The organism is Pseudonocardia sp. ICBG601 (assembly GCF_020496245.1).
Genome location: NZ_JAHLJA010000042.1, coordinates 26,602 through 50,346, shown reverse-complemented (window position 1 = coordinate 50,346; position 23,745 = coordinate 26,602). Strand labels below are relative to the sequence as shown.

19 protein-coding genes are annotated in these 23,745 nt (G+C 64.0%); 6 read left to right on the top strand and 13 right to left on the bottom strand.

The window, feature by feature from the left end; translation table 11 throughout:
* The first annotated feature begins 1,091 nt into the window (after positions 1-1,091).
* The 3 genes from KPL57_RS15550 (at position 1,092) to KPL57_RS15540 (ending at position 4,569) form a co-directional block, all read left to right on the top strand.
* Positions 1,092-2,315, top strand: a complete 1,224-nt coding sequence (locus KPL57_RS15550; RefSeq protein ID WP_226352161.1) for an ISAs1 family transposase — start codon at positions 1,092-1,094, stop codon at positions 2,313-2,315.
* A gap of 200 nt (positions 2,316-2,515) precedes the next feature.
* Complete coding sequence (locus tag KPL57_RS15545; protein ID WP_226352160.1) at positions 2,516-3,709, top strand: DNA cytosine methyltransferase; 1,194 nt, start codon at positions 2,516-2,518, stop codon at positions 3,707-3,709.
* Positions 3,706-4,569 carry an NgoMIV family type II restriction endonuclease gene (locus tag KPL57_RS15540; RefSeq protein ID WP_226352159.1) on the top strand — a complete coding sequence of 288 codons (864 nt, stop codon included), beginning with the start codon at positions 3,706-3,708 and terminating at the stop codon, positions 4,567-4,569. The genes KPL57_RS15545 and KPL57_RS15540 overlap by 4 nt, the downstream gene beginning before the upstream one ends.
* Positions 4,570-4,612: 43 nt before the next feature.
* Here KPL57_RS15540 and KPL57_RS15535 read toward each other — a convergent pair whose 3' ends face one another.
* The 5 genes from KPL57_RS15535 to KPL57_RS15515 all read right to left on the bottom strand — a co-directional run bounded on the left by KPL57_RS15535 (position 4,613) and on the right by KPL57_RS15515 (position 8,933).
* Entirely contained in the window at positions 4,613-5,986 is a 1,374-nt protein-coding gene (locus tag KPL57_RS15535; RefSeq protein WP_226352158.1) for an MFS transporter, read from the bottom strand.
* Between the two features lie 44 nt (positions 5,987-6,030).
* Positions 6,031-6,552: a hypothetical protein gene (locus tag KPL57_RS15530; protein WP_374203729.1), complete on the bottom strand. Its 522-nt coding sequence runs from the start codon at positions 6,550-6,552 to the stop codon at positions 6,031-6,033.
* A complete protein-coding gene (locus tag KPL57_RS15525; protein WP_226352157.1) occupies positions 6,524-7,777 on the bottom strand; it encodes a hypothetical protein in 1,254 nt (417 codons plus the stop codon). Before KPL57_RS15525 ends, KPL57_RS15530 begins: the two co-directional genes overlap by 29 nt.
* Positions 7,778-8,107: 330 nt before the next feature.
* Positions 8,108-8,428, bottom strand: a complete 321-nt coding sequence (locus tag KPL57_RS15520; RefSeq protein ID WP_226352156.1) for a transposase family protein — start codon at positions 8,426-8,428, stop codon at positions 8,108-8,110.
* 124 nt (positions 8,429-8,552) lie between these two features.
* Positions 8,553-8,933 carry a transposase family protein gene (locus KPL57_RS15515; RefSeq protein WP_226352155.1) on the bottom strand — a complete coding sequence of 127 codons (381 nt, stop codon included), beginning with the start codon at positions 8,931-8,933 and terminating at the stop codon, positions 8,553-8,555.
* 665 nt (positions 8,934-9,598) lie between these two features.
* On the opposite strand from KPL57_RS15515, the gene KPL57_RS72205 reads away from it, so the two are divergent.
* A complete protein-coding gene (locus KPL57_RS72205) occupies positions 9,599-9,928 on the top strand; it encodes a transposase family protein (protein ID WP_374203730.1) in 330 nt (109 codons plus the stop codon).
* 202 nt (positions 9,929-10,130) lie between these two features.
* A complete protein-coding gene (locus KPL57_RS15505) occupies positions 10,131-10,544 on the top strand; it encodes a hypothetical protein (RefSeq protein ID WP_226352154.1) in 414 nt (137 codons plus the stop codon).
* Between the two features lie 604 nt (positions 10,545-11,148).
* Here the strand turns inward: KPL57_RS15505 and KPL57_RS15500 are convergent.
* Complete coding sequence (locus KPL57_RS15500) at positions 11,149-11,895, bottom strand: hypothetical protein (RefSeq protein WP_226352153.1); 747 nt, start codon at positions 11,893-11,895, stop codon at positions 11,149-11,151.
* Positions 11,896-13,146: 1,251 nt separating this feature from the next.
* Between KPL57_RS15500 and KPL57_RS15495 the strand changes: the two genes are divergently transcribed.
* Positions 13,147-13,329, top strand: coding sequence for a hypothetical protein (locus KPL57_RS15495; protein WP_226352152.1), 183 nt, complete (start codon positions 13,147-13,149; stop codon positions 13,327-13,329).
* A gap of 2,473 nt (positions 13,330-15,802) precedes the next feature.
* On the opposite strand, the gene KPL57_RS15490 is transcribed toward KPL57_RS15495, so the two are convergent.
* From KPL57_RS15490 to KPL57_RS66550, 7 genes are all read right to left on the bottom strand, one after another.
* Positions 15,803-16,429 carry an HNH endonuclease family protein gene (locus KPL57_RS15490; protein ID WP_226352151.1) on the bottom strand — a complete coding sequence of 209 codons (627 nt, stop codon included), beginning with the start codon at positions 16,427-16,429 and terminating at the stop codon, positions 15,803-15,805.
* 128 nt (positions 16,430-16,557) lie between these two features.
* On the bottom strand, positions 16,558-18,246 hold the full coding sequence (locus KPL57_RS15485) for a DUF308 domain-containing protein (protein WP_226352150.1): 1,689 nt from the start codon (positions 18,244-18,246) through the stop codon (positions 16,558-16,560).
* Positions 18,247-19,236: 990 nt separating this feature from the next.
* The gene (locus KPL57_RS15480; protein WP_308252888.1) at positions 19,237-20,454 is read right to left on the bottom strand and encodes a hypothetical protein; all 1,218 of its coding nucleotides are present in this window, start codon (positions 20,452-20,454) and stop codon (positions 19,237-19,239) included.
* Between the two features lie 10 nt (positions 20,455-20,464).
* Positions 20,465-21,553, bottom strand: a complete 1,089-nt coding sequence (locus tag KPL57_RS15475; RefSeq protein ID WP_226352148.1) for a hypothetical protein — start codon at positions 21,551-21,553, stop codon at positions 20,465-20,467.
* Between the two features lie 252 nt (positions 21,554-21,805).
* A complete protein-coding gene (locus KPL57_RS15470; RefSeq protein WP_226352147.1) occupies positions 21,806-22,363 on the bottom strand; it encodes a hypothetical protein in 558 nt (185 codons plus the stop codon).
* A complete protein-coding gene (locus KPL57_RS15465; protein ID WP_226352164.1) occupies positions 22,360-22,722 on the bottom strand; it encodes a hypothetical protein in 363 nt (120 codons plus the stop codon). Before KPL57_RS15465 ends, KPL57_RS15470 begins: the two co-directional genes overlap by 4 nt.
* Positions 22,722-23,639 (bottom strand): DUF2637 domain-containing protein, encoded by a 918-nt coding sequence (locus tag KPL57_RS66550; RefSeq protein ID WP_308252887.1) that lies wholly within the window; start codon positions 23,637-23,639, stop codon positions 22,722-22,724. Before KPL57_RS66550 ends, KPL57_RS15465 begins: the two co-directional genes overlap by 1 nt.
* Positions 23,640-23,745: the final 106 nt, after the last annotated feature.

Sequence of the window (23,745 nt, the reverse complement as noted above, 5' to 3'; positions counted from 1 at the left end):
CGGCCTTCGGCCCACGCGGGACGCCCTTCGGACGCCCCGTAGCTACGTAGCTCAGTAGCTACGTAGCAGTTAATGCGTAGCTACTGAGCTATAATATCACTAAGATCGCCCTTCGGGCGCCTTAATCTGCTGGTCAAGCTGCTTTTTATCCATTAGGGTATTACGTAGCTACTGGACTAGTATGGAGTAGTCGGTACTTCATCGCATATGCTACGTACATCAGTATCTACGTAGCATTTATCTCAGTAGCTACGTAGATGCTGAGATAAATGGCCAATCGGTCGCCTAATTTTTAAACGTCCAAGTAGCTTTCTTCGCAGACAAGAACTCGATCGCAGCACCCCACCTCTTCGCAAAACCGACATCGCCACCCTTTCTGCTCATTTACGACCAAAAGCCGCCAATCCTACTCCTCAATTCTAAGGGGTCACTCCAGAATCACCCCAAGAATCCCTAGTTGCAGAGCAGGAGCGCGAGCGAGGCGAGGCGAGGCGAGGCGAGGCGAGGCGAGGCGAGGCGAGGCGAGGCGAGGCGAGGCGAGGCGAGGCGAGGCGAGAGCCAGCTCGCCGATCGCAAGGATGGCCATGCCCCATGCTACTACGTAGCTACTGAGGAAACAAGAACGTAGATGCGTAGTGGTATATCTCTTTTTCTGCTGGCCATGGTGCTTGTTCGTTGCACCAGTCTGATGTTTATGGTCACGGCTCCTGGTGCTCACCCACGAAGCCCGCGGAGGAAAGAAGCGGGAGCGGGCGGACCGAGCGGCTGGGCGCCGGAACGCTGAGTTCCAGAGCCGAGCCCGAGACTCCGCCTGCCGACGGGGCTCAGGCGCTGATAGCGCCCGCCCGGGTCACGCGCGGCCGGACTGGCGATGGCGTTCAAGCTCATCGAGGCCGCCCAGAACCGATGGCGCGCCGTGAACGGACCGCACCTGGTCGCCCTCGTCCGAGCAGGGCCCCGGCAAAGTCGTGATGGGTGGGTCCTGAGCTGCGGTGATGTGGGGGGTGGGGGTGGGTGCGGACACAGGCTTGGCGTGATCATGAGGGTGTCGAATCCTTGCTCACGTCAGGAAGCCTGTGTCCGCAGTGTCAGTGTCTCCGATCGTTGCTGCTCTGGAAGGCCTGGAGGTCGGTCCTGACGCGGGGAGAGCCGCGCCGGTCGGTGAGGCGGCGGGGTTGTCGCTGGTGGAGGCCCTGTCGCGAGTGCCGGACCCGCGGAAACCACGCGGTGTCCGCCACGGTGTCCTCGCGGTGTTGCTACTGGGGGCGTGCGCGGTGTTGGCGGGGGCCCGGTCGTTCACCGCGATCGCCGAGTACGCCCATGACGTCGGCCGCGCCGTGCTGGACGTGCTCGGGGTGGGCGCGGTCGCTCCGCACGAGTCGACCATCCGCCGGGTCCTGCAACGGGTCGACGCCTCGGCGCTGGAGGCGGCGTTGCGGTCCTGGGTGTTGCCCCAGCTCAGCGCCCAGCCGGCCCCGGAGGGCACACCCCGGCGAGAACAGCGTCGCGTGCTGGCCTTGGACGGCAAGACCCTGCGCGGCGCCCGCGTCCGTGCCGCCGACGGCAGGGTCTGGCTCCCGCATCTGGTGTCGGTGCTCGACCAGACCAGCGGTGGCGTGCTCGGCCAGGTTCAGGTCGCAGAGAAGGGCAGCGAGATCACCGCGTTCACCGCGCTGCTCGACCCCCTCGACCTCGACGATGTACTGGTCACCGCGGACGCTCTGCACACCCAGCGAGCCCACGCCGACTACCTACACCGCCGCGGCGGGCACTACCTGATGACGATCAAAGCGAACCAGCCCACGCTGCTGGCACGGGTACGGGCGCTGCCCTGGACCCAGATCGGCGTCGCTGATCGTCAACGCGGGCGTGGGCACGGCCGCGTCGAGACCCGCACGATCAGCGTGGTCAGCCTGCACCCCTGTCCCGACCTGGGCGCAGAGTTCTTCCCCCACGCATCCCAGGCGATCAAGCTGGTGCGCCGGCGTCGCCCACTGCGGCCTGGCGGGAAGTGGAGAACCGAGACCGCCTACGCGATCACCAGCCTGACCAGCACCGACGCCGATCCAGGACTGCTCGCCCGCTGGATCCGTGGGCACTGGTCGATCGAGAATCGCCTGCACTGGGTCCGTGATGTCTGCTTCGACGAAGACCGCGCCACCGCCCACACCGGTCACGCCCCGCAGGTCATGTCGGCGTTGCGGAACCTCGCGATCACCGCGCTACGCCTGCACGGCGTCAGCAACATCGCCGCAGCACTCCGCCACCACGCCCGCGACCCCCATCGACCACTGACCACCTACAAGATCATCTAGCGACTTTGCCGGGGCCCTGCTCGTCCGAGCCGGAGCCCGATTCGACGCCGGCCGCCTCGTCGAACGACCCGACGCCCACACCCACACCGAAGCCGCCTAAAAGATCTTCATCCACAGGTCTTGACGATTGCTCGCCCCACGACCTCACCGCGGCCTGCGCCGAGTTGCTGGGTTCAGCCCGGGCGGTGAGTCTCGGTGCGGTGAGTCTGGATGGCGCGGTAGGCGTGGTGGGCGACCGCTGCGGTGGCTACCAACGCGACCATGGCGGCCGCGACCGGTGCGGCGATCATGGCGACACCGGCGGTGAGGACACCAGCGGCGACCAGAAGCCCGCCGACCTGCAGGATCAGGAGCCCGTCGACGGAGCAGGTGGCCGCGCCTACGAGGCGCAGCGCGGCCGGGGGGATACGCTCAACCGAGGCCCAGGAGGATCATTGCTGACATCAGTCGAAATCTGCACCGGAGCCGGTGGACAGGCCCTTGGTCTAGAGCAGGCAGGGTTCGATCACCGTGCCGTCGTCGAGATCGACCGGCACGCATGTGGCACCTTGCGCGCCAACCGCCCGGAGTGGAACGTCATCGAGCAGGACCTGCTTGCGTGGGACCCCATCGGGCACGAGGGCGTGGACCTGCTGGCGGGCGGCGTTCCATGCCCCCCATTCTCCAAGGCCGGACGGCAACTGGGAGCCGATGACGAGCGCGATCTGTTCCCGCGTGCCATCGAACTGGTGGACGCGCTCCGGCCCAAGGCGGTTATGCTGGAGAACGTCCGGGGGCTCCTCGACATCGTGTTCCAGACCTACCGCTCCGGGGTTGAGCAGCAACTAAAGGACCTGGGCTACGAGCCGGACTGGCGTCTGCTGAACGCTTCTGACTTCGGGGTTTCGCAACTGCGTCCCCGCGTGATCTTCGTTGCAGTCCGGAAGGATCTTGGGCGTCCGTTCGAGTGGCCGGTGCCTGCCCCCGAGGCGACGGCACCAACGGTTGGCGAGGCACTACGAGACCTCATGGCTGCCAACGGCTGGGAAGGTGCGGACGAGTGGGCGGCGCAGGCGAACACCATCGCCCCCACTCTCGTCGGCGGCTCCAAGAAGCACGGTGGTCCTGACCTTGGCCCGACACGAGCCCGCCGTGCGTGGGAGTCACTGGGCGTGAACGGCAAGACGCTTGCTGAGGAGGCACCGGCCCCGGGCTTCACCGGCCTGCCTCGTCTGACCGTCGAGATGGCTGCACGTATCCAGGGGTTCCCGCCTGAGTGGCACATCACGGGGCGCAAGACCAACGCCTACCGGCAGGTCGGCAACGCCTTCCCGCCGCCCGTGGCCAAGGCCGTGGGCGAGCAGATCAAGGCAACCATCCTCGGAGCAAGGCCCGGGCTCCAGGTTGTGGCATGACCGCACTGATCAGCAGTGCCCGGAGAGCCTTCCACCAGCGCCTGGTTGACGACAGCACGCTCTCACTTTCCGCAGACGGCGTAGCCTCCAACGCTGACGGCAGCCAGAAGACGAGCAAGGCAATCGCGCTGAGCATCGCCAGCGGCATCGGCGCGCAGGTGATGCCGAAGAAACTCGACGGGCAGCGCACCGGGCACCTCTTCGAGCAGGCGGTGCAGGAGTTCCTCGGTGCCACGTTCCCCGGTCTCGGGACCATCCGGCCAGGCAACTGGCGCATAGAGAACGTCGGCGGCTCACGAGCTGAGTACCAGATCGCCCGGTACGAGCCCTACACACATCTGGACGACCTCGCGACGGCCATCGAGCAGAACCCGACCCTTGCCTCCGTGCTCGGCAACTCCTACGAGATCAGCCCCGACGTGCTCGTCCTGCGCGAGCCGGAGCCGGACGAGGCGATCAACCGCGACGCACTGGTCGTTGACAGCGACACGGCCCGGCACGCCGTGATCCGCAGCGCCAATCAGGAGCGCGCAATCGTCCACGCCATCGCATCCTGCAAGTGGACGCTGCGGTCTGACCGGGCCCAGAACGCCCGGTCAGAGGCGCTGAACATGATCCGGAACCGCAAGGGCCGCACACCGCACATCGTCGTGGTGACTGCCGAGCCCACCCCGTCCCGTCTTGCGTCGCTGGCGCTCGGCACCGGAGATGTGGACACGGTGTACCACTTCGCCCTGCCCGAACTGACGAAGGCCGTCAAGGCAAGCGGCAACGACGAGGCCGAGTCCATGCTCGGCATCCTGGTGAACGGAAAGCGACTGCGCGACATCAGCGACCTACCGCTGGACCTGGCGGTCTAGGGGAGGCAGCCCGGGCGGCAGAGCACCCGGATGAGCCCTAGACTCACTCCCGCTCACTCACCAGGAACGGTCCTGCTTGAGTGCTGGCGGCGGCGATCACGAGCAAGGTCACCATTTGGATGATTAGAATTGCGGTGAAAGCGGTGGGGTGTCCACTGCTCAGCATCCCTGTGGTGAATAGTCCGCCTATTACCGTAATTCCGATGGCCATTGATCCTTGTTGCGTCGTGACGAGGACACCGCCGCCTGTGCCGGCATGACCTTTGGGCATTGCTCCGATGATAGATATTTGCGATGATCCGATTGCAAGTGCTTGGCCGAGCCCTATGAGCGATACTCCAGGTAAAAGATTTTGGATCGGCGCACCGAGTGTCAGTGAGATGATCAGCCACGCGACGCCTACCGCCTGAATTATCAAGCCCAACGAAAAGGTATTGTCACCATTCCTGCTTCGAAGAAAAGGCACCGTCAATGAGCCCAGAATGAAGGTGATCGGCATCGGAGCAATGATGCCGGCGGCCTCGATGGGGCTGAGCCCGAAGCCCTGCTGCAACGCTAAAGGTAGCGCGAACAGATAACCGGCCCACACTGCTAGGAACGGAATAATGAGTATCAGACCGCGGCGGACACGTGAGTCTGTGAGCACCTCCGGGGGGAGGAGCGGTGATGGTTCCTTCTTCTCTATGCGCCATAGCATTAGAGCTAGGGGAGGGATGGCCAGGAGCAATAGGAATAACCAGCTGCCGCGATTGAGGGCAATGAGAAGTGTCAGGATTAGCGAACTTAGAAGGGCGGTACCGCGGAGGTCAATATGGAGGGGGTGCGGCGAAAGTGTCTCAGGTGTGTATCGAAGCACCAGGGCTATGGCGACGATGCCGATCGGTAGGTTGATTAGGAAGATCGGTCTCCACGATGTGCCCAGTAGATCTGCGTGTACGAGCACTCCGCCGAGTACCAGCCCGATCACGGCAGCTAGTCCACTTACTACTGCAAACAGACTCATTGCCCGTGGTCGGTGTTCTTCCTCGACCGCTGTCGCGATGGTGCCGAGTACCTGCGGTGGAATCATCGCCGCTGTAGCTCCTTGCGCTACACGAGCCGCAATGAGTGCTTGAGTCGTGGGAGCTGTGGCGCAGAGCAGTGACGCAAGGGTGAACAGCGTCAGGCCGATCATAAGGACTCGCTTGCGCCCATAAATGTCACCAAGTCGTCCGCAGAGGACCAGCAGTACAGTGAAGGCTACGACGTAGCCGGCCACAATAAGCTCAAGTGAGCCCGGGCCGGGATTGAGCTCTGCATCGATCTCGGCGAGCGCGACGTTGACGATGAACGAATCTGCCATCGGCAACAACGCTGCCAGTAGTACGGCTGCCAGTCCGGCGGAACTTAGTCTGGGCGGCTTTTGGTCTTCGTTCACGGCAATTTCCTCTGAACGGCCCCCACACCAGCGCCGAAGGCGGATCAACCAGACACCGAGGTATCTACCTCGTCTGCGCCGCACAACTCCGCAATCTGGCCCGGTGGCAGACCCGTGACATCGATCAAGAACTTGACGATCTTCCAACAATCGGCCGTGGTTTCATCTATCACGCCGAAACAGCGCGTATAAAGCGGAATCCATCTGAGTGCCTGTTCAGCGAGTTCCTCGCGCGTCGGTTCCGTACTGAACTCGGAGTACCCGATGCTGCGGTGATGAATAAAGAATGAACCGGGGAGTCGTTCGCAGAACTCGGCATATTCGCGGGTTTGCAGGATCCAGTAGTGCCACACCTCATCTACGTCTTGGATCACTGGTAGAAATAGCCCCGCCAGTTCCTCGCGAAACGTGGAGACTAGATAGAGGTAGCGGAAGGCTTCCCGCGTCTGGCCTACAGCCGTTTCGGCAGACACCTGATTGTGATGTTGGGTGTAGGTGACTGTCTCTTGGTGGAGATCCCCCAGAAACAGCACATCGTCAGGGGGCGATATCTGTGCGTTCATCACATAACCACCGGTACTTTCCAGACTTTCCTATGTCTATTCGATAACGATGCTCTGTCGTTACTGGGAGGCCCGTGAGTTCCGACAAGGCCGCGCTTAGCTTAAGCGAGACTTCGCTCGACAAGGGGTCACCGGAGAATGTGGTGTAAGCGAGCTGGGCTTCCCTATCGGTCACGCCGAGCCTGTATAGGAACACTGCCGGGGCGTGATCAGCGACTATTTCATCGAGCTCGCCATGCGCGGTTAGCACGCCAGGGCCGGAAAGGAGTTCCGGTTCGCGGCCAACAAATTTCACAATCCTGCTAGGGTCCGCTGTTCCGTCCTCGGTAAGTACGCAATCACCTGTTCGGTATCGAATCAATGGCATGAAACGATTGCGGATCGAAGAGATGACCAGGGTATAAACCCCCCGGCTTCCGGCTATAGGGGCTAGCTCTACATCCATGTCTTCGAGGTAAGGAACGTAACTCGGAGAGTTATCGCTGTAAAACATGTAGCCGAGTTCAGTGCTGCCGAACAGGTCCACGACTGACCTGTTCAATCTGTGTTCGATAAATCTCCGCGTGTTCGCCGGCATCATTTCGTAGGCGTTGACGATACTGTCAGGAGCTGGGATGTATGCACGCAAGAGAAGGTGCGCCAAGTGGTTCGCCGAACAATCGAGGTGATAGCCGCCGACAGTCTGTCGAGCTTGAGTGATCTCTTCGACCATTTTTGCGACGTCAGCATTGGTCCAATCGGCTGGGTCGAGGACACGGTTGATGTACAGTGTTCGCGAGTCGAGCCATCGGCTTGAACGGTGTTCGTTTGAACCAGCTTCAGAGTTGACTCTTATTACATGGTCAGTTGCGAGGCGTGTAGTTATCGACACTCGGGGTATTCCCCGGCGAAAACTCTCGCCGATCACTGGATGCGCTTCCCAGATGGAGTAGTAGCTTTTGAGTAGAAACAGCGGCGGCCGAATCAATGCCATTCGTGCATGATTAGTTCCGGTGCTGAATACTATTTGGGCCGCACCTGTATCGAGCGCCGATGCAGTCGCCGCGCTCATGAAGGATTCAGGGAAATCTTTCGCGACTTCGCTTTTGGTGATGATCGGCGCTTGTCCATCGACGATTTTGTCACGATAGAAAGGTACATCGCAAACAGCATCGAGGAATTTTAATTCCATCGGGCGAAGCTGAGAGCCTGTCTGGGGAGGCTTCAGGGCGGGCTGCTTCCTGTTCATTGTTGACGTCCTCCCCACGGATAAATCCGGAGCGACGACCGAGGGTCGACGTTCCGGGGATGACTTGCGACGTGTAGGCAGCGTTAACCAGCCGTAACGACGAACCTCGCCGTTCCGACACGTCATGGAGTCCTTGGCCGAACAATGCTGGAAATCCGTTTAATCCACCTGCGGAAGCTTGTACAGGGGCTGTTACTCCGACCTCGGTGCAGCTCTCGATACCCGCTTCTCAAACACGCTTTGAGCGCGCGGCGGCTGCAACCGTGGCGGCGCGCTCAGGGCGCCGCCACGGTCCTCGGAATTCAGTTGACCGAGATGCAATCGGGAGGCTTATTCATAAGCCGCAAAGAAGTAGAGGCCTACGATTGCCGCAACTGTGCTTTCGTATTTGCTGATGGGGTAGCGGTATCGGCCACCTTCTTCGCTGAGCATGCGCCATGTTTTGAGGTGCGCGATGGCGTGTTCGACGGCTGCGCGGATTCTGCCGAGGGCGGTGTTGAACTCGACTTGGCTGGGGTCGAGGTCGATACCGGGGGATCGCTTGTGCGGGACCGTGTTGATGCCCTCGACGCCGATGTAGCCGAGGTCGGCGACGGACGGGAGATCGCGCAGACGCTCCGCCAGCCCGGATGCGGCGCAGGGCCCCGGCAAAGTCGCGATAGGCGGCGGTAGTCGCCCCACGCGGCCTTCTGATTGCCGCGCTGCACCTGCCCGGGACCAGCTATAGCGCCGAGCGGCGGCGCAGCTGCGCCGCTTGTCACGGCTCGCCACAAGATCATCTAACGACTTTGCCGGGGCCCTGGGATGCGGCGTAGGCATGTGCGTCGTGGCGGGCGCCGTGAATCGGGACTTCGCCGACCGCGACGAGGACTCCGTCGAGGGTGGCGGCGATCTGCAGGTTCATGCCCGAGTAGCCGGCCTTGACCGAGAACAGGTCGGACACTGCGTTCCAGTCCCACGTCGGGCACACGGTGCCATCGACCAGCACTGTTCCGCCTCCGAGGACCTCCCGCGGGTCGGGCACGACGTCGGCGAGGACCTCGCCGATCACCGGGCGCAGCAGGTCCCAGCGGCGACTGACCGTGGACTGGCTGACCCCGAAGATCGCGCCCGCGAAGTCCTGGGTCACGTTCTTGCGCATCAGCGTCACCACCATGGCCACTGACCGGAACAAGCCCAACGCAACAGGCCTACCTGCAGAAACGAACTTGCCGCCGCATCGGGCGTGTACTCTCACCACCAGATCGGTGAGTTGTCTATCGTCCAACCCTGTCATAGCTTTGAATCGCAACAGCTCTTCGCCGATCCTCGTTCGATGCCTGGGAACACCGAACAAACCGGCAAGGGCTGTTGCACTTCAAGCGCGACACACCGCCGTGCCGGTATCGAGACAAAATCGCCGGTGACGGCTTCCGCAGATCAACAGAATTACTCCCTTGTGAATAAGCCCCCGGGAATCGAGACGCAGCCGTCAATCGAGACGCAGCCCTCGGACGCTGCACCGTTCGCTGCGAGCCACTTGGTCCAGTTGGCATCCTGGGTCATCATCTGCACGATCGTGGACATTGAGTCCTCCATGTGTTGGCTTCACGGTTATCGTTATGGAGAGTACACGAGGTTCGCAAATCGGGCAAATCGCGCAAGGCGAGCAGCCTCCAGCCGGTACGCAACGCGGATGCCAACGGTAGTGCTGCGCCACACTCCAGTTGAGGCCTGCGACTAGCGAACAAGCGCTGCGACCAGCAAGAAAAGGGACATCATGCTACGTATCCACGTTCCTACGTAGGAACGTTCCTATTTACTCAGTAGCTACGTAGTGTCCTGAGAACGTGGTCATCATCGCGATCGGCTGGTCATACGGCCGCGGGTCGCCACCAGCGCCGGGCGGCACGCCTGTCCGCGCTAGCCATGGGGTGTGCTCGGCGGCGCGGCGTCGACCGTGGACTACCTGGCTCGGCCCGGCTCTGCCCGGACCAGCCCACGGTCAACATGCTGCACTCCGCGACCCGAGCGATCGCTGAACGAGGAAACGCCCTGCTCAAGAACACCTTCCGAGCGTTGAGACACCTCAGCCTGTGCCCACAACGGATCGGCGCGATCACCGCAGCAGCGTTGGTCCTGCTCCACACCGAGCACAACCGAACAACATGATCAACAAGCTAGTGAGAACACCTCACTCTGCGCGCCCCTCATATTTCACGGATAGTTCACTCTCGCCAGGTCTGAACCGGATATTCTCCTGGCTGTTCCCCGAGTCGTTCCCCCGAGTGCTCGACACCCTCTGCTGCCGTCACGTAACGACAGCAACCATGCAGAGCTGCTGAGCCCCGACTGAGAGGCAAGGTCCCCCTAGATGAAACGAATTGCTTGCGCTGCAGCTTCCCTGCTGGCGGCCTTGGCTCTGGGGCAGCTCGGTCAGGTTGCCGCAGCAACTCCCGCCAGCGCCACTGAACGCTGCGAGTTCCCCGGAAGAATCCAGAACAACTCCGACACCCAGTTCAAATTCACATTCGATGGCGAAACCGGCGGGCAGCAGACTAAATACCTCCGACCCGGAGACAACTCCGACCTCTACACCTGCGACGCGGACTTCATCGAAGTCCCTTACGGCTTCACTTTCACTTTCGCTAATATCGGCGGGGACCGCCGGGGCAACTACGAGGTCTACAGCGGAGAGTCATTCAAGCTCGGCGCTTACGATTACACATGCGTGCAGGATGGGCCTTGGGGTGTGCATTGCCGAGGCACCTACACCGGAAATCAGTAAGGGATTCCAATCACAGACCAGTCGTGCGACCGAACCGCCTACTGTCGTTTTGTCGATAACAGTATCGACCTCTAGAAAGAGATTGCCAGATCTCCAGACACAGGCCGAGGCCATCCCCCGGAAGGGGGAATCGAATATCCACTATCCGGGCCAAACAATGCCGCACCGAGCATCTCCTCATCTCTCTCACCAGGCACGCCATCAAGAGAGTCCAGCTCCATCTGCGCCCAGTCTCTCGCCCCATCGGGATCCATCGTCACCCAGCCGCCCGTGTCGCGATGCTGAGCCCTACGGCGCCCTCCCCGACCTCGATGCCCCCCTGACTGCATGTCCAGCTCGCCCGAGAACTGATACCGAGGCACCCCGACTCCAGCCGCGATGTTCTGCAGCGCGCAGCGCCATCGCACCTTCTCTATTCGTCCGGCAGAGGCCCGGCGTGATTGCACCGGCTTCCCCTCCTCTGCTGCGATCCAACGCTGCACTGATCTCTGACTCACTCCGGCCGCTTCAGCCACGGCGCGAGTAGAACCCAGCGCAGCCTTCACCTCGGCCCACGAACCAAAGCCGACAACGCCTTCAACAACTCGCCGAACACCCCCGGTCGTCAACGCCGGCCATCCCGAATCTCACGAACACGCTTCAATAGCGGTGCAGGCTGCGGCGCACGACCAGAACGACAACACGAATCTATCGCTTCGATAACCGCATCCATCGGTAGCGGCGACGTCTTCACCGACCACTGCCCCCATTCGTCCCCAATTCGCAAGCCCAGAGCGTCCGGGCTAGGATCGTCCGTTGCGAAAAAGACTTCATCTACATTCGCTGCGAACGGTCGCGCCTCAATCTTGTCCAAATTTCGCAGCACATCAACCCTGGCCCGGGAGATGAGCGACCCTGCCCAGTGGGGGCGATAAAGCGGATTGCGGGCCTGCTGAGCAGCCACCTCGGCATCTGCACTCAAATGTGGAGCAAGCGCGCCGCCTGTTGCTGCGTAGGTCTCCTTCAGTACTCCCAGGGCGACCTTTGCCCCCAGCTCCCCGGTTCGCGACCTCAGTCCTCGGCGACCCTCTCGGAATCTAGCTACGTAGCTACGTAGCGGAAAGCTTGGATTCTCCCAGGTCACGGACTCGCCGATATTCACAGACACCCCCTGTGAGAGGGCGTAGGTGATTGTCTCTGTTGAACGCCACTCTCCTCCTCGGGCGACACCGATGAGCGCGTCGGGGAGGAGCGGGTCTCTGCCTTCCGGCGGTGCTGCGCCAGTGATCCGGTGCATCCCAGGGGTTTTCGGGTCGTAGGCTGACTCTTCATGTCGGATCGGGTCGCCGAGCCCCAGGCGCAGGTCAGACATGCAGCCTGGGTAGGCCCCGTGTTTGTCCACTCCGATGATCCAGCGGGCCGATCGTTCCTGCTCTGTCAATGGGCGAGCCCAGAGCAATTCTCTTTCGCTGTTGGTGACTTCTCTCGGTGGATGCCAGGACGGCGGTGTCAGCTCAGCAGCCCCGGTCCTCTTGTGCAGCATCCCGAGTAGCCCCATCGCTGTTGCGGCTGGGCCTGCCCGGAAACGCATCCCGATCGCGGCTTCATACTCCGCCAGGGCTGCGGCTAGCTCACGACCCGTCTGTGGGTCAGTCCACGATCCTGTTCCTATCATCCACTCCGGGATCGCTACTTCCAGCTGGTCCGGTTCACCCCGGCCGTCAACGCTCCAGCCGTCCACGCCTTCCGGTCGTGTCTCCGGGTCGAGCCCGAGGCTCTCCAGGGCACTGGTGTGAATCCACAGAGCTTCGCAGTTCAGCTTCCGCGCGAAAGACACAGCTGCCCGCAGGGAAGAAGGCCGGTCTCCGTCCCATGGCTCAGTCGGCCCGGCCCGCCGATCAGCAACGATCGTGAAGCCTTCACCGCACAAGACTCCATACAGGTGAAGTCCCCGGCGGTCGCTGCGCCCTGAACGGCGACGGTCAGCAGACGGTGACGGTGCAGGAGTGTCCGAGGCCCTGGGAACCGGCGATCCGGAGGCTGTTCCAGGCGCAGCAGGTGTAGTCGGAGCCCCCCGGGGTCCCGCTTCGGCAACCTCATGGGTCACCGGTAGCGGGTCCGGGGTCGTTACGTCATCGTCCTCTCGTGGCGTGCAGTGTGCGTGCCGCGGAGTTCTGCATGGGGCACGCACCGCCGTCGGCTCGCCGCACAGAACACACGGTAAAGCCTCATCGGCGACCGTGACCGGCCCGCACGCCGGGCCCGGGCGCTTACACGTGTCGCAGTCAGCACCCATCAGGGGCAGTTCCTCCGCGGTCGGGGCAGGTTCGTGGCGCGACGGCACCCCAGCAGGGGAAGGCTGCTCTACATCCTCAGTAGCGGGCACCTCGATGACTCCGGAATCGCTGACCCCTGGCTGCGGGATGCAACGGATGGTCACCTGACGACGGGAAGCGCTGCGGCCTTCGCCTCTTACTACCTCGATACCGGCTGCACGCAGCGGACCCAGCACCCCATACAGACGCTTGCTGAACGCCGCGGCCGTCGCAGGCCAGTACCGGGACCGGAAAGCCCCGGGCGTCAACACTACATGCAGGTCAGAAGGACGTCCTTCCCAAGCCCCTTGACCCGCCTTGACCCGGTCGGCCATAAATACCGTCACCGCGGCAGCCACTTCGTCTTCGTCTGCGATATCGCCCGCCTGATCGTCCAGCAGACGGGCATAGGCACCGAACCGATCCGCCGCCGGAAGACCAGCATCAGCGTCAAGAACGTCAAGCGCCTTACACGCCTGGGCGAACTCTGACAACCGCGGCAGGTCCAGCGGCATCGACCGCACCCGCGGCAAGACCCCCAGCACCCCAGATACCCGGTCCAGCACAGCACCCAGCAGCCGAGGGAGAACCTCTTCCCGAGCCTCTCGGTGAGCATCTTCGCCGATACGGCCGCCACGGAACCTGTTCAGTCTGATCGGCAGCATTCGGGTGACCAGGTCCGCAGCCTGCGCGCCCAAGTCCACCGAGGTCAAAGTGACGCACTGCTGCCCCCCGAACGACGTGACCCCTCGGTTCGTATGGAGCGTGCGGAACGAGATCTCCCCTCCAGTCACTGCCATGCATAACGCATCGGACTGCCACTCCGTCAGCCCACGCAAGTTATCCAGTACCGGGCTGTAGGACTGGCTCACACGGACTGCCCAGTCACGGATGTCCTTCGGCTGCGATATCACCGGGGCCGGATCGATGAGCGACGCCAGGGTCACGGCAGCCGTGGTCTTCCCCGCCCCCGCCTCACCGGACAACGACAGGATCGGGTGAGAGACATCAGCGAAGTAACGGAACACCAGCTCCGCCTCAGCCAGACCCCGGTCAGCAGGGTCAACATGAACCAGTGACCACAGCTCGGACACATCTCCGCCCCGGACCGGGACCGGGAGAGTCTCTGTCTCAGGAGTTCGCCAGAACAGCACCGGCGACACCGCCCGGACCTCCCATCCTGCGGAGGTGATCACTACGGCCCGACCGGTCTCATCGCCCAGATCAAGCACCAGGCCGTCATCGTACCGGGCGACCCGGCGGTGCAAGCGCACCCGGGGACCCCGCTCAGCGATCCCCTGCAAGATCAATAAGCAGTCAATGAGGGCGTAATGACCAGCGACCCGCCCGGACTGCTCGTAGTACAGCGCCGCCAGTTCCGCTGAGAACAGGGGGGAGCCCTCTCGGAGCAGGCGCGCGATCCGAGGCCCTTCACGGGGGATCAGATACGACTCGCCCCCCTTAGAACAGATCGGCTCCCAACGCTCCAGCGCCAGCTTCACCAACGCCTGCGCGGCAGACAGCTTCCGCTTCTTCTCCGCACCAAGGCCGAAGCCGTGATCCTGCCGCTTCTCGTCCAAGTCCGCTACGCGTGCCGAAGCAACACCGCTCAATTCGACCTCTTCCGCCGCGCCTCCACCATCGGAGACAGCCAACCCAGATTCGACAGGCAGCCTCAGCAGCGCCGCCGGGACCTCTTCGAACTCTTCTAGCCCTAGACCTGCGTCGAGGTGATCTGAAGCGTCGGCATGCTCCTCGTTCAACGGTGTGCGGACTAGCCGCAACACCACTCCAGCACGCCGCAGAGAAGTCGCCACCCGAGCAGCATGCCGGTAACCAGGCCCATCCCGGTCAGCGACCACCGTGACCGCTGCCCCCGCCAGAACCTCGGCGTACTCATCGCGCCAGGAAGCGCCTCCGTCCGGGGGTGTTGTCGCTACTTCCCCCCGCGGAAGTACCGCACCGAGCTGATCAGCGTTCTTGCAGCCCTCCACCAGCCAGATCCGGGCACCCGCCGCGACCGCCGCCTTCACCTCCGACAGTCGGTACAGCGACACTCCTCCCGGGGGCTTCCCCGAGGCCCAGCTACCGCTAGCACCGTCCCAGTGCTGCCAGTTGAAGCCCTTGCGCTCACCTGATGAGGCATCGACCGGATCGAACCGAGTCAACCGAGCGACAACCTGCCCTGACCCATCTTCGAAGTCGTAGTTCGTCGATCTCGTCGGCCCACGCGATGGTCGCGGCGTCGTCTTCACCGGTTTGATGAGGGTGCTCGCGTCACGCGCGGCCTTACTCGAGGAGCCAGGTCGACGCTGCGGCCGGGGCTGGCCCGGGCGGCGGGGCTTGTCATCGAACAAATCCGTCATGGTCAGGCCGAGCGCACTCAACAACTCAGAGTTCCGCTCCTGGCCACACGCGCGACACCGCATCGCAATGCGGCCCACCGAGTGGTGGCCATCCGCAGCGAACCATCGAGCCCCACCCGACGCGTTCGAATCATCGTGGTCCGGCAGCGGGCACCGGAACGACACCTCATCGCCCCGGACCCGGTGCCACACTCCGGCGTGCTCCAGCGCTGCGACGAGCCGCGCCAGGGATGCCCGGGGATCCTCAGTCGCATCACGACGAGCCAAACCCCCCGGATCAAACGCCGACGCGCTCATCGCGCCTCACCCTCCAGGCCAGCAACACCCCAGGTCACAGCTGCCAGTGACCACCCGCAGTGGGACTCACCTACGGGGCGACTTCCTCCGTCAAGACCTAGCGTGTACCGTTGCACGGGCGATCCCCTTTCGGGTTCGAGATGCACTAACTGGATTGCACTGCTGGATTGCATTGCTGGGCTGCACTGGCTGCACTGGCTGCACTGGTTCGTGCTGGAGCTCGCTTCGAGCTCCGGGTTACACCGAGCCCCCCCCCCTTCCCGCCGGGTCAAAAGCGAAAACGGGGGGGGGCTCGCCCTTTCTAAGTCATCGGGCAGGCATCGAGGAGCATCGCCAGAGCGGCACGCTCAGCTGGCTTGACCCAGAGCGTGTAGCGTTCCTTAATCATGATCTGCCTCGTTCCGTAGTTGCACCATGCGGACCTCTGCGGCGGCAGCCAGGTCGCGGCGTCACCGTCGCCCTTGCTGGTGTTGGTCGGCCCGTCCACCGCGAGAAGATTGTCCGGATCGTTCGCGAGTCTTTCACGGTCCCTCTCACCGAGTTGCTGGGCACCGCTCTGCCACGCGTCCGACAAGGACACCACATGATCGATCTGGACCGCCGCTGAGGTGTCCCGGCCACGCTTGAACTCAACGACCTTCCCCGTGTAAGGGTCCGGATCGAGCACTCCTGAATCCACCACACACCGCGCCCCGCCCGGCCGGTGCACAACGTTCTTCAGGTCGCGCGCGAGGATGTCGTTACGTTGATCGCAGCCATTCCCGTCGGTGTCGGCCCATCGCTGGCCGAACGCTTCACGACTGTATCCAGTTTTCGGTGCGCGGCCTTTGGTGGGGAGCATCGCCAACTTCTCTCTCGCCGCCTCGGCACTCACCAGTGCTCCGGTCGAGACGCGAACGTCTGAACGACGAAAGTCTCCCATGGTCATCGGCCCAGCACAACCCGCCAACAGCATCGATGTCGACACCATCACGGCCGCCACAAGCCCTAACCGCGACCGGGGGCGCGGCGGCCCCGACATTCCGAGTGGAGCCGCCCGGCCCCGGCCGAGAAGTTTCATTCTTCCCAGTCACCTACAGAAGGAGTAGCGCCATCGGCAGGGCATCCACCAGCCCCATTTCTCTCCTTCACTGTTCTCCGATTCCGAGCCCAGCGCCCCAGTTCATCGGCCGGGTACAGATTCATCTGACCATGGCGGCCACGCGGGACCGGGAAATGCTCGTCACGGCGAGACTCTTTCCTTAAACTATTCAGCGACATTCCTTCGACGAGATCGTCATCAACAGCCTGTCGGAGTCCGACCAACTGCACTCTCTGCACGTACTCTTCGTCGTCGCAGCCATCATTTCGGGGCGACACGGGCGAGGGCGGGGTGGCTGTCCCAGGTTGGCAACCTGGGACAGTCCCAGGTTGGTTCCCCTGGTCAGTGCGATCCTGGGACACCTGGGACACCTGGGACAACCACCCTGGAGAGTCCGCCGCCGACTCGTCGACCGAGGTCTTCAAATCCTGCGGAATGCCCATCTGAGCCAATTCCCGAGCCTGTCGGGGAGTGAGAAACACGACCTGCGTCTCGGTTGCCGCGCCCCCGGTCACGATCTGCCAGCGACCCATTCTGCGAGACTTTTTCGGCATCGGCCACACCTCCGGGCACAGCATCCTCCACGCATTCACCGAATAACGCGCCAAGCAGCGAGTACCAAAATTCTCGCGCGCTTCCGGGCCGCCCACCGTACGAGCCGTCGCCAGCTGCGCAACCGTCACCACATGAACCTTGATCTGGCGCCCCATAAAGAGAATGTCAAGCAATGCCTCCACTGCCGGAGAGGTATTCGGCTCGCCTTTCTCTTTAATACTTCGCCAATACTTGGACAGGCGGCCGATCGTGGCGTTCATTTCCTCGATAGCAACCCAAATGCGGGGACCCACATCGATATGATCGGTATTGCCATCAATGTCTGCGTAACGCTCGACTAGCGCGTTGCGGCGATCCACCTCAGCTCGCAGGGAAAGGAGCCGCTCATGGATGGACTCGGCTGTGCGGTGGTATTCACAGTTTCGGAGGTTCCGGGCCCACATGTGCGAGATGCGCTTGACATCGCATATGACTCCGTAGCCGCCCTTCGCGAGTCCTTGAGCGGTGATCGTCCGGACGAGTACGGATTTCCCTCCGCCGCTGCCGCACGAGATCAGCACGTGCGGGGAGTCATTTTCCAGGTCAACCGGCACCGGGACTCGATCTGCCGCGAGTCCCACGATCGGAGCGGTCTCAGCCGAGGTCGCGAGCAGCGGCAGGAGGTCGTCATACCCGACCTTCGCGGGCGGACGGACCGGTTCCACGAAGGTCACGTAGGGCTTGTCACCTGCAAGGTGGAAGGAGAACACCGTCTCGGGGGCAAGTCCGAGCTTGGCGACCACCACTTCCCGTACGTGATCTTTAACACTTTCCAGTCCGGTGAAGGTTGCAGGCAGATCGATCCGCATCGTCAGACCCGGCGCGCGACTGAAACCCGGGGGGATGTGGAGCCATGTCTGCGGGTGTGTCGTCGGCGGGTCGAGCACTCCGGCCAAAGCGCGGTGCAGTGGCCAGAGGAACCGGCGGCGATGCGCGCGCAGCTCGACCCCGCCCCAGGCACCGAACGCCCCCCAGACCGCCGCGAGTACTCCAATGACGGCCCCGACGACGACGGTGACCTGCGGGGCCACCAGCATCCCTGTCGCCACCACCACCGCCAGGAGGGCCACTCTGACAACCGCGCGGCGCCACCCGGCCAGATAGGACCATCCGCTGGTCTCCCCCGGCAGGTCCGCGCCCTGGCGGCGAGCGCCGCGCCAGAACGTCGCGTCCGTGCGCGGCGGCCCCCACAGAGGCCGACCCGAGACAAACCGAGCCACTCCCCTCCCTACCACTGGGGCCGGGCGGCTCACCGTCACCGCATACACCCCCCGCGCCGATCGGCGGACGACCTCCCCCGTTCCCTTCCACCCCGCTCTCAGCCCCGACAACGCCACCGACGCCGCGGGAATCCCCCGCACCCGGTCCAAGACACTCTCCGGCCGGAGCAACAACTCCGCAGCCTGGCCTTCTGGCGACTTCACCTGACCTCGTTCCTCAGCGCCACCTCGATGATCATCGCTAACCTAGCGATCCTGCTCATAGCGTTACTGCTCGCGCGAGGGCGATCACCGGACGTTACCGAACCTACTCATCCTCTCTGTCCGCGATCCCATCCGGAGCCTGTCGGGGCGCTGCCCGTTTCCCCGGTGCGGCTCGACCCGGGCGCGGGCGGCGCCCGAGCGGTTCGGCTCGGGCTCCTCGGGGCGCGAACCGCTCTCGGACCTCGCTCTCCTCGCATTCTGCGCTCGCTGCCGCGGTGCCTCCGCTGGCCGCCAGTAACGCCCCAGCCGTAGCGGTAAGCGCGATCGCGACCGCCAGCACGACCGCCCCTACCCCTCTCGCTGCAAAGAATCCAACGATTTCCGCCACTCCCCCGAGAACGAGGATCGCCGCAGTTGTCTTCTTCCGTTTCTGCGCTGCGTCCCATGCCCGCCGCAACCTTCTTCCCGCCCTGCGAGGTTCAAACCACGGTTGTCGGCGCTCTTTACGGCGCTCCTCAATCGCAGTGCGGCGGCCGAGGCGCACTCCGTCCAGCTTGGATCGTTGATAGCGATCTACTCGAACAATTTTTCCCGACGACGTTCGGCGGGTATGCGATGACACCCGATGTTCGCCCATCACGCGCTCTTCTTTCTGCCCGCGATCGGGCGGGAACGATGCCACTGCCGCAACACCAGCCGGGTCCAGCACGGCCGCCCCGCGACCGTCTCTTCCCCTTCAATGCGGCGACGGCGCCGCGCTTTCTCGAAACTCACCGCAGTATATTTCGTCGCCTCCGCCTCGTTCAGGTATTCCACCGCTGCTGCGATACCGATAACACGCAGCATGTCCACCGCATCGTCACTGAGTCCGCCATCCGAGGGCATGTGATCAGGCGCCAGGTCCTTCGGGCCCGGCGAAGGCGCCTGCGGCGCAGCCCGCGGAGGAAGAAACGGTGGGGGTCGGGTGTCCCGGACAGGCGCGCCGATATCCGCAGGTCGGGGCAGGTGGACCCCGGGAAGGTCGTGCAGGGACAGACGGCCGGACGCATCCAGGTGACCGTGAGCCCTCAGCAAAGCGACACCTCGGCGAGCCAGCGCCCGTAACTGCTCGGTATCGGCCTTGACCGCCTGAATCTGCACCACCTCACCATTCCGGATATACGCCCCCGCGCCCCGCCGGCGCGGCGGGACCGGCGGACGAACCACTCCAGGTCCAGCCAGCATCGTCCACGACGTCGGCTCCAAATCCACCCCAAGCCCGATACGCTGACCGTACTGCCCCCGATCCTGAGTCCCGTTCGGGAACACATTCCGGTTCGCCTGCTGCGTAATCCCTACCGCCACCATACGAGCCTCAGCACCCCGCAAAAGCAGCGATGTCCACATATTCCGGATCGGCGCCGGACCCTTGTTCTTCGCCTTCCCCTTCGGGTCATCAACATCGACCTGATCACGCCACCACACATCCGACTCCAGCAACAGTGACGCGAACTCATCCGCTACCACCACCACTGTCGGGAACAAACCATCATCGGCGAGAAGGTCACCATCAGACGCCTGATCGATCATGTAGCGGCGCTGCATCTCCTCCCGCAAAGACAGCATAACGGTGTGCCATTCCTCCGGATCGTCATACACCACAACATTCGGAAGGCCCTTGAATATCTTCTTCCAGCGCCACTTCGGGTCCAGCACCACCACGATCGCTCCCCACGCCGCCGCCAGCGCGGCCACGAACCGCCCCAGCGTCGTCTTCCCCGTCTGCGTGCCCCCGGTGATCAACGTGTGCGGTGTGTCCGTGCCCGTCAGCTGCAAGTACTCGATGAGGTGCTGGGCGTTCTTCGCGAACGGCACGAGCAGATGCCTACGCATTGCCCACCACCTGCCTGTCCTCCGCCGCCGGAGAACCCACGACGCCACCGCCAACGACGGAGCCAGAGACCGAGCCAGCGGTAGGACCGGTAACCAGGTCGGCCTCGAATCCCTCATCGACCAGACCGCCCGCCAGGTCCTCGGCCACACCCGAACCAGCACCCAGATCGACACCGGCAGCGAGACCGACCTCAGCCAGGAGCTCATCGACCTCAGGAAACGCGCCCGCGCTCAAATCCACCAGACGCGGCGGCGCCGAATCAGGATGGCGCCGCACCAACACACACACCCGCCCCTGGTGATCGGTCTGCGCCCGCCACCGCTTCGGTAACCGCTGGTCAGCGATCCGGACCAACGCCTCGGTCAGCTTCACATCATCCGGACACTCATCCGGCAACACGATCCGAATGACAGCGTCATCCGCAGCCGAATCCACGGGCATCTCGATCCACACCGCCGGGTCATCCGCCGGGTCCAGCCCGAACAGGACCGCGACCGGCGCCCACAGCACCGGATCGACCGGACGATGACAGAAGGTCACCAGGCGCTTCTGCGACTCGATCTGCTCCACCCAGGCGCCCAACTCCAGACGCTCCCCGAACAGCTCCCGCAACGCCGCCGCCCGCCGTGCATCACCCACCACGCCGTCGGGCAGCCCAACCTCGATCACCGCGTCCGGAGCCGCCGGGTCCAGCGGGAACACGATCCACGACCGCGGCGGCGCACCCACGACCTCACCACCGAGAATCTCGACCACCGCAGGCCACAACGGCGCCACCCACCGCCGCTCATGCGCGGCCTCCCGCCACCGCTGCAAACCCCATCCGACACTCAGCAACAGCGCCCCGGCCCCGAGCAGCAGCGCCGCCGCCGGCGACACCGCCCACACCACCACTCCCAGCAGCGGTGACAGCCGCGCCGACGACCGCACCCACCCCGCCCGCGAGGCCCACCAGCCGCCATCGATCTGACGGGCCTGATGGACAAACGTCGCGTCCGTGGCCCGCGACCCGACCAGCACCCGACCCGCCACGAACCGAGCCACCCACCCGGCGCACCACCAGCAGATCGCCACGAGCACCCGATCCAGCATCGACCGGCCACCACGCGGCCTCAGCCCACGACTCCGGCCGCTAGCCGCCATGACCGCCCCGGCGCACCGCGCGCTGGCGTCGCGCCAGCGCTGCTCGATCCCGCCGCGACACCCGACGCCACCACCGCCGCGCCGACGCGTTCCGCAACACCCACCCGCTCACCTGCGAGCGCTGCGGAACACTCATCCAACCGATGACAGCGCCGAGCACGACCATGACCATGATTCCCAGTACGAGCGTCATGCTGCCCACCCCACCCGCTCCCAGGGGCCCATGACCAGCTCCGACACACCCGACCACTCATCCGCCGCGGTGCACAGCCCGATCCGGGCCTGCACCCAGCGGTAACGCACACCCAGCCGCTCGGCGATCACCGACGGCGCAACACCGAGTTCCGCGAGTGCTCCCAGGACCGCGACCTTCTCGTTCTCCCCGAGAACGACCTGCTCACCAGCCAGTGCACGCTCCACCGCGACCTCATCGACATAAGCCGGGTCCGGCCGCATATCCGGCCCGGTCAGGTCGAACTCGACCACCACCGCCTCATCGCGGCGCAGCGCTAACTCCCAGCACGGCCCGCACCCCACCACACCGGCCGTATGCCCGACTCCGCGGCACTCCCGACCGGCGACCTCGGCCACCGGGTGACCACTCCGCAGCCGGGACAGCGCCGCATGCACCGCATCGCGCTCCGCAAGCCGGTCCGACAGTTCGCAGCCGACCGCCAGCCGGGCACGTTCAACCGCCCGGACGCGCCGTTCCGCCTCGGCAGGACCCAGCCGCCGCGTCTCGGTCATCGCAGCGTCCCCTCCCTCAGCGCCGCCCGAACCGTTTCCACCTGAACACGACACTCACGGACGACATCCGCTGCCGCCTCATATACCGCAGCGCTCGGTTCCCTTTCCTCAACACCGGTCACCTCAGCACTGGAATCGTTCTTCCCCACGTCCCGCACCTGCCCTTCCGACACAGCTGCCCCGCAGCCGACGCCACAATTCGATGTCGACCACGCCTGCATTTCGTTGCGGTGGCGGAGCTCCTGCGCATCCCACATCGCGCGGACATCCACACGGCCACTCGCCTTCTCCGCCGACACCCACCCCGCCACGAACCCCAGAACCCCCATCACCCCCGCCACGATCACTACCGCCACCATCAGGAATTCACCGCCGGGACCAACGACACCGGACCCGAACGCCGCAACTCCTTCAGCGCACGCAGCCGCAACTCCCGCCCATACTTCCGATCCAGCCGGATCCCATGCTCATCCAGAAACTCGATCACCCGATCCACATCCCGCAACGTCGGCGCCTGCCCCGGCCCCACACCCAACATCCGCCACGCCTCCCGCACCGCAGGCGCAAGACCACTCGACTTCTCGATCTCCACCAGCGACAACCGGCCCTCCGTAGCTACGGTGGGCCGGACCTCCGCAGACCCGTAGCTCCGTAGCTCCTGCCCTGCGGGCGACTCCGACATCCCTCCCCGCACCGCTTCAGACACAGAAGAGCCCGACACCGAAGAAGCCCCCGCAGAAAGCGACACCGCCAACGCCTCACCCGGCGACGACACCCCATTCAACACAGCAACACGAAACGCCCGAAACGTCGTCGCCGGAGCCAACACCCACCGCAACACACGGAAACGCGGCAACGGACGCTCCAACAACCCCGCCCCACGCAACTGATCACGACGCCACGCCCGCAACGTCCGATCCCACAACAACACCGCCGACAACGACGCCCCACCAAAAAACACCGCCGACGCGAAACCCCGCCCCGAAGAGGCTGCAAACCAGAAGTTAAACCCCGCACCCGCCGACGCATACAACCACGTCAAGCCGCGCTCCACCACAGCAGAATCACCACGCAACACAAACCGCTGCGCTAGCAGGGCCACATAGAACGCCGCCGCACCGAACAACAGCGGAACCAGGAACTCCCAACCACCCGACAACCCCAGCGGCCCCCGAGCGAACCCGACTAGGCCCTGCCACGCCGCCGCCTCCGGCGCCAACACCACCACCGACAGCAACACCGCACGCGACACCGACAACAGCCCCGTCGGCCACACCCCCTCCCTCGACGCACCCACAGCCCCAGGGCCCACACCACGCCAACCACCCACCACGAACCTCCCGACCACGAGCAGCCACACCGACGAGACGGATCGTACTCAT

Bases quoted from the DNA above. Each gene is read 5' to 3' on its own strand.
- KPL57_RS15540 (WP_226352159.1), top strand. From the start codon at position 3,706: ATGACCGCACTGATCAGCAGTGCCCGGAGAGCCTTCCACCAGCGCCTG.
- KPL57_RS15525 (WP_226352157.1), bottom strand. From the start codon at position 7,777: ATGAACAGGAAGCAGCCCGCCCTGAAGCCTCCCCAGACAGGCTCTCAG.
- KPL57_RS15515 (WP_226352155.1), bottom strand. From the start codon at position 8,933: ATGGTGGTGACGCTGATGCGCAAGAACGTGACCCAGGACTTCGCGGGC.
- KPL57_RS15505 (WP_226352154.1), top strand. From the start codon at position 10,131: ATGAAACGAATTGCTTGCGCTGCAGCTTCCCTGCTGGCGGCCTTGGCT.
- KPL57_RS15500 (WP_226352153.1), bottom strand. From the start codon at position 11,895: ATGTCTGACCTGCGCCTGGGGCTCGGCGACCCGATCCGACATGAAGAG.
- KPL57_RS15490 (WP_226352151.1), bottom strand. From the start codon at position 16,429: ATGACCATGGGAGACTTTCGTCGTTCAGACGTTCGCGTCTCGACCGGA.
- KPL57_RS15470 (WP_226352147.1), bottom strand. From the start codon at position 22,363: ATGACCGAGACGCGGCGGCTGGGTCCTGCCGAGGCGGAACGGCGCGTC.
- KPL57_RS15465 (WP_226352164.1), bottom strand. From the start codon at position 22,722: ATGGTGGCGGTAGTGATCGTGGCGGGGGTGATGGGGGTTCTGGGGTTC.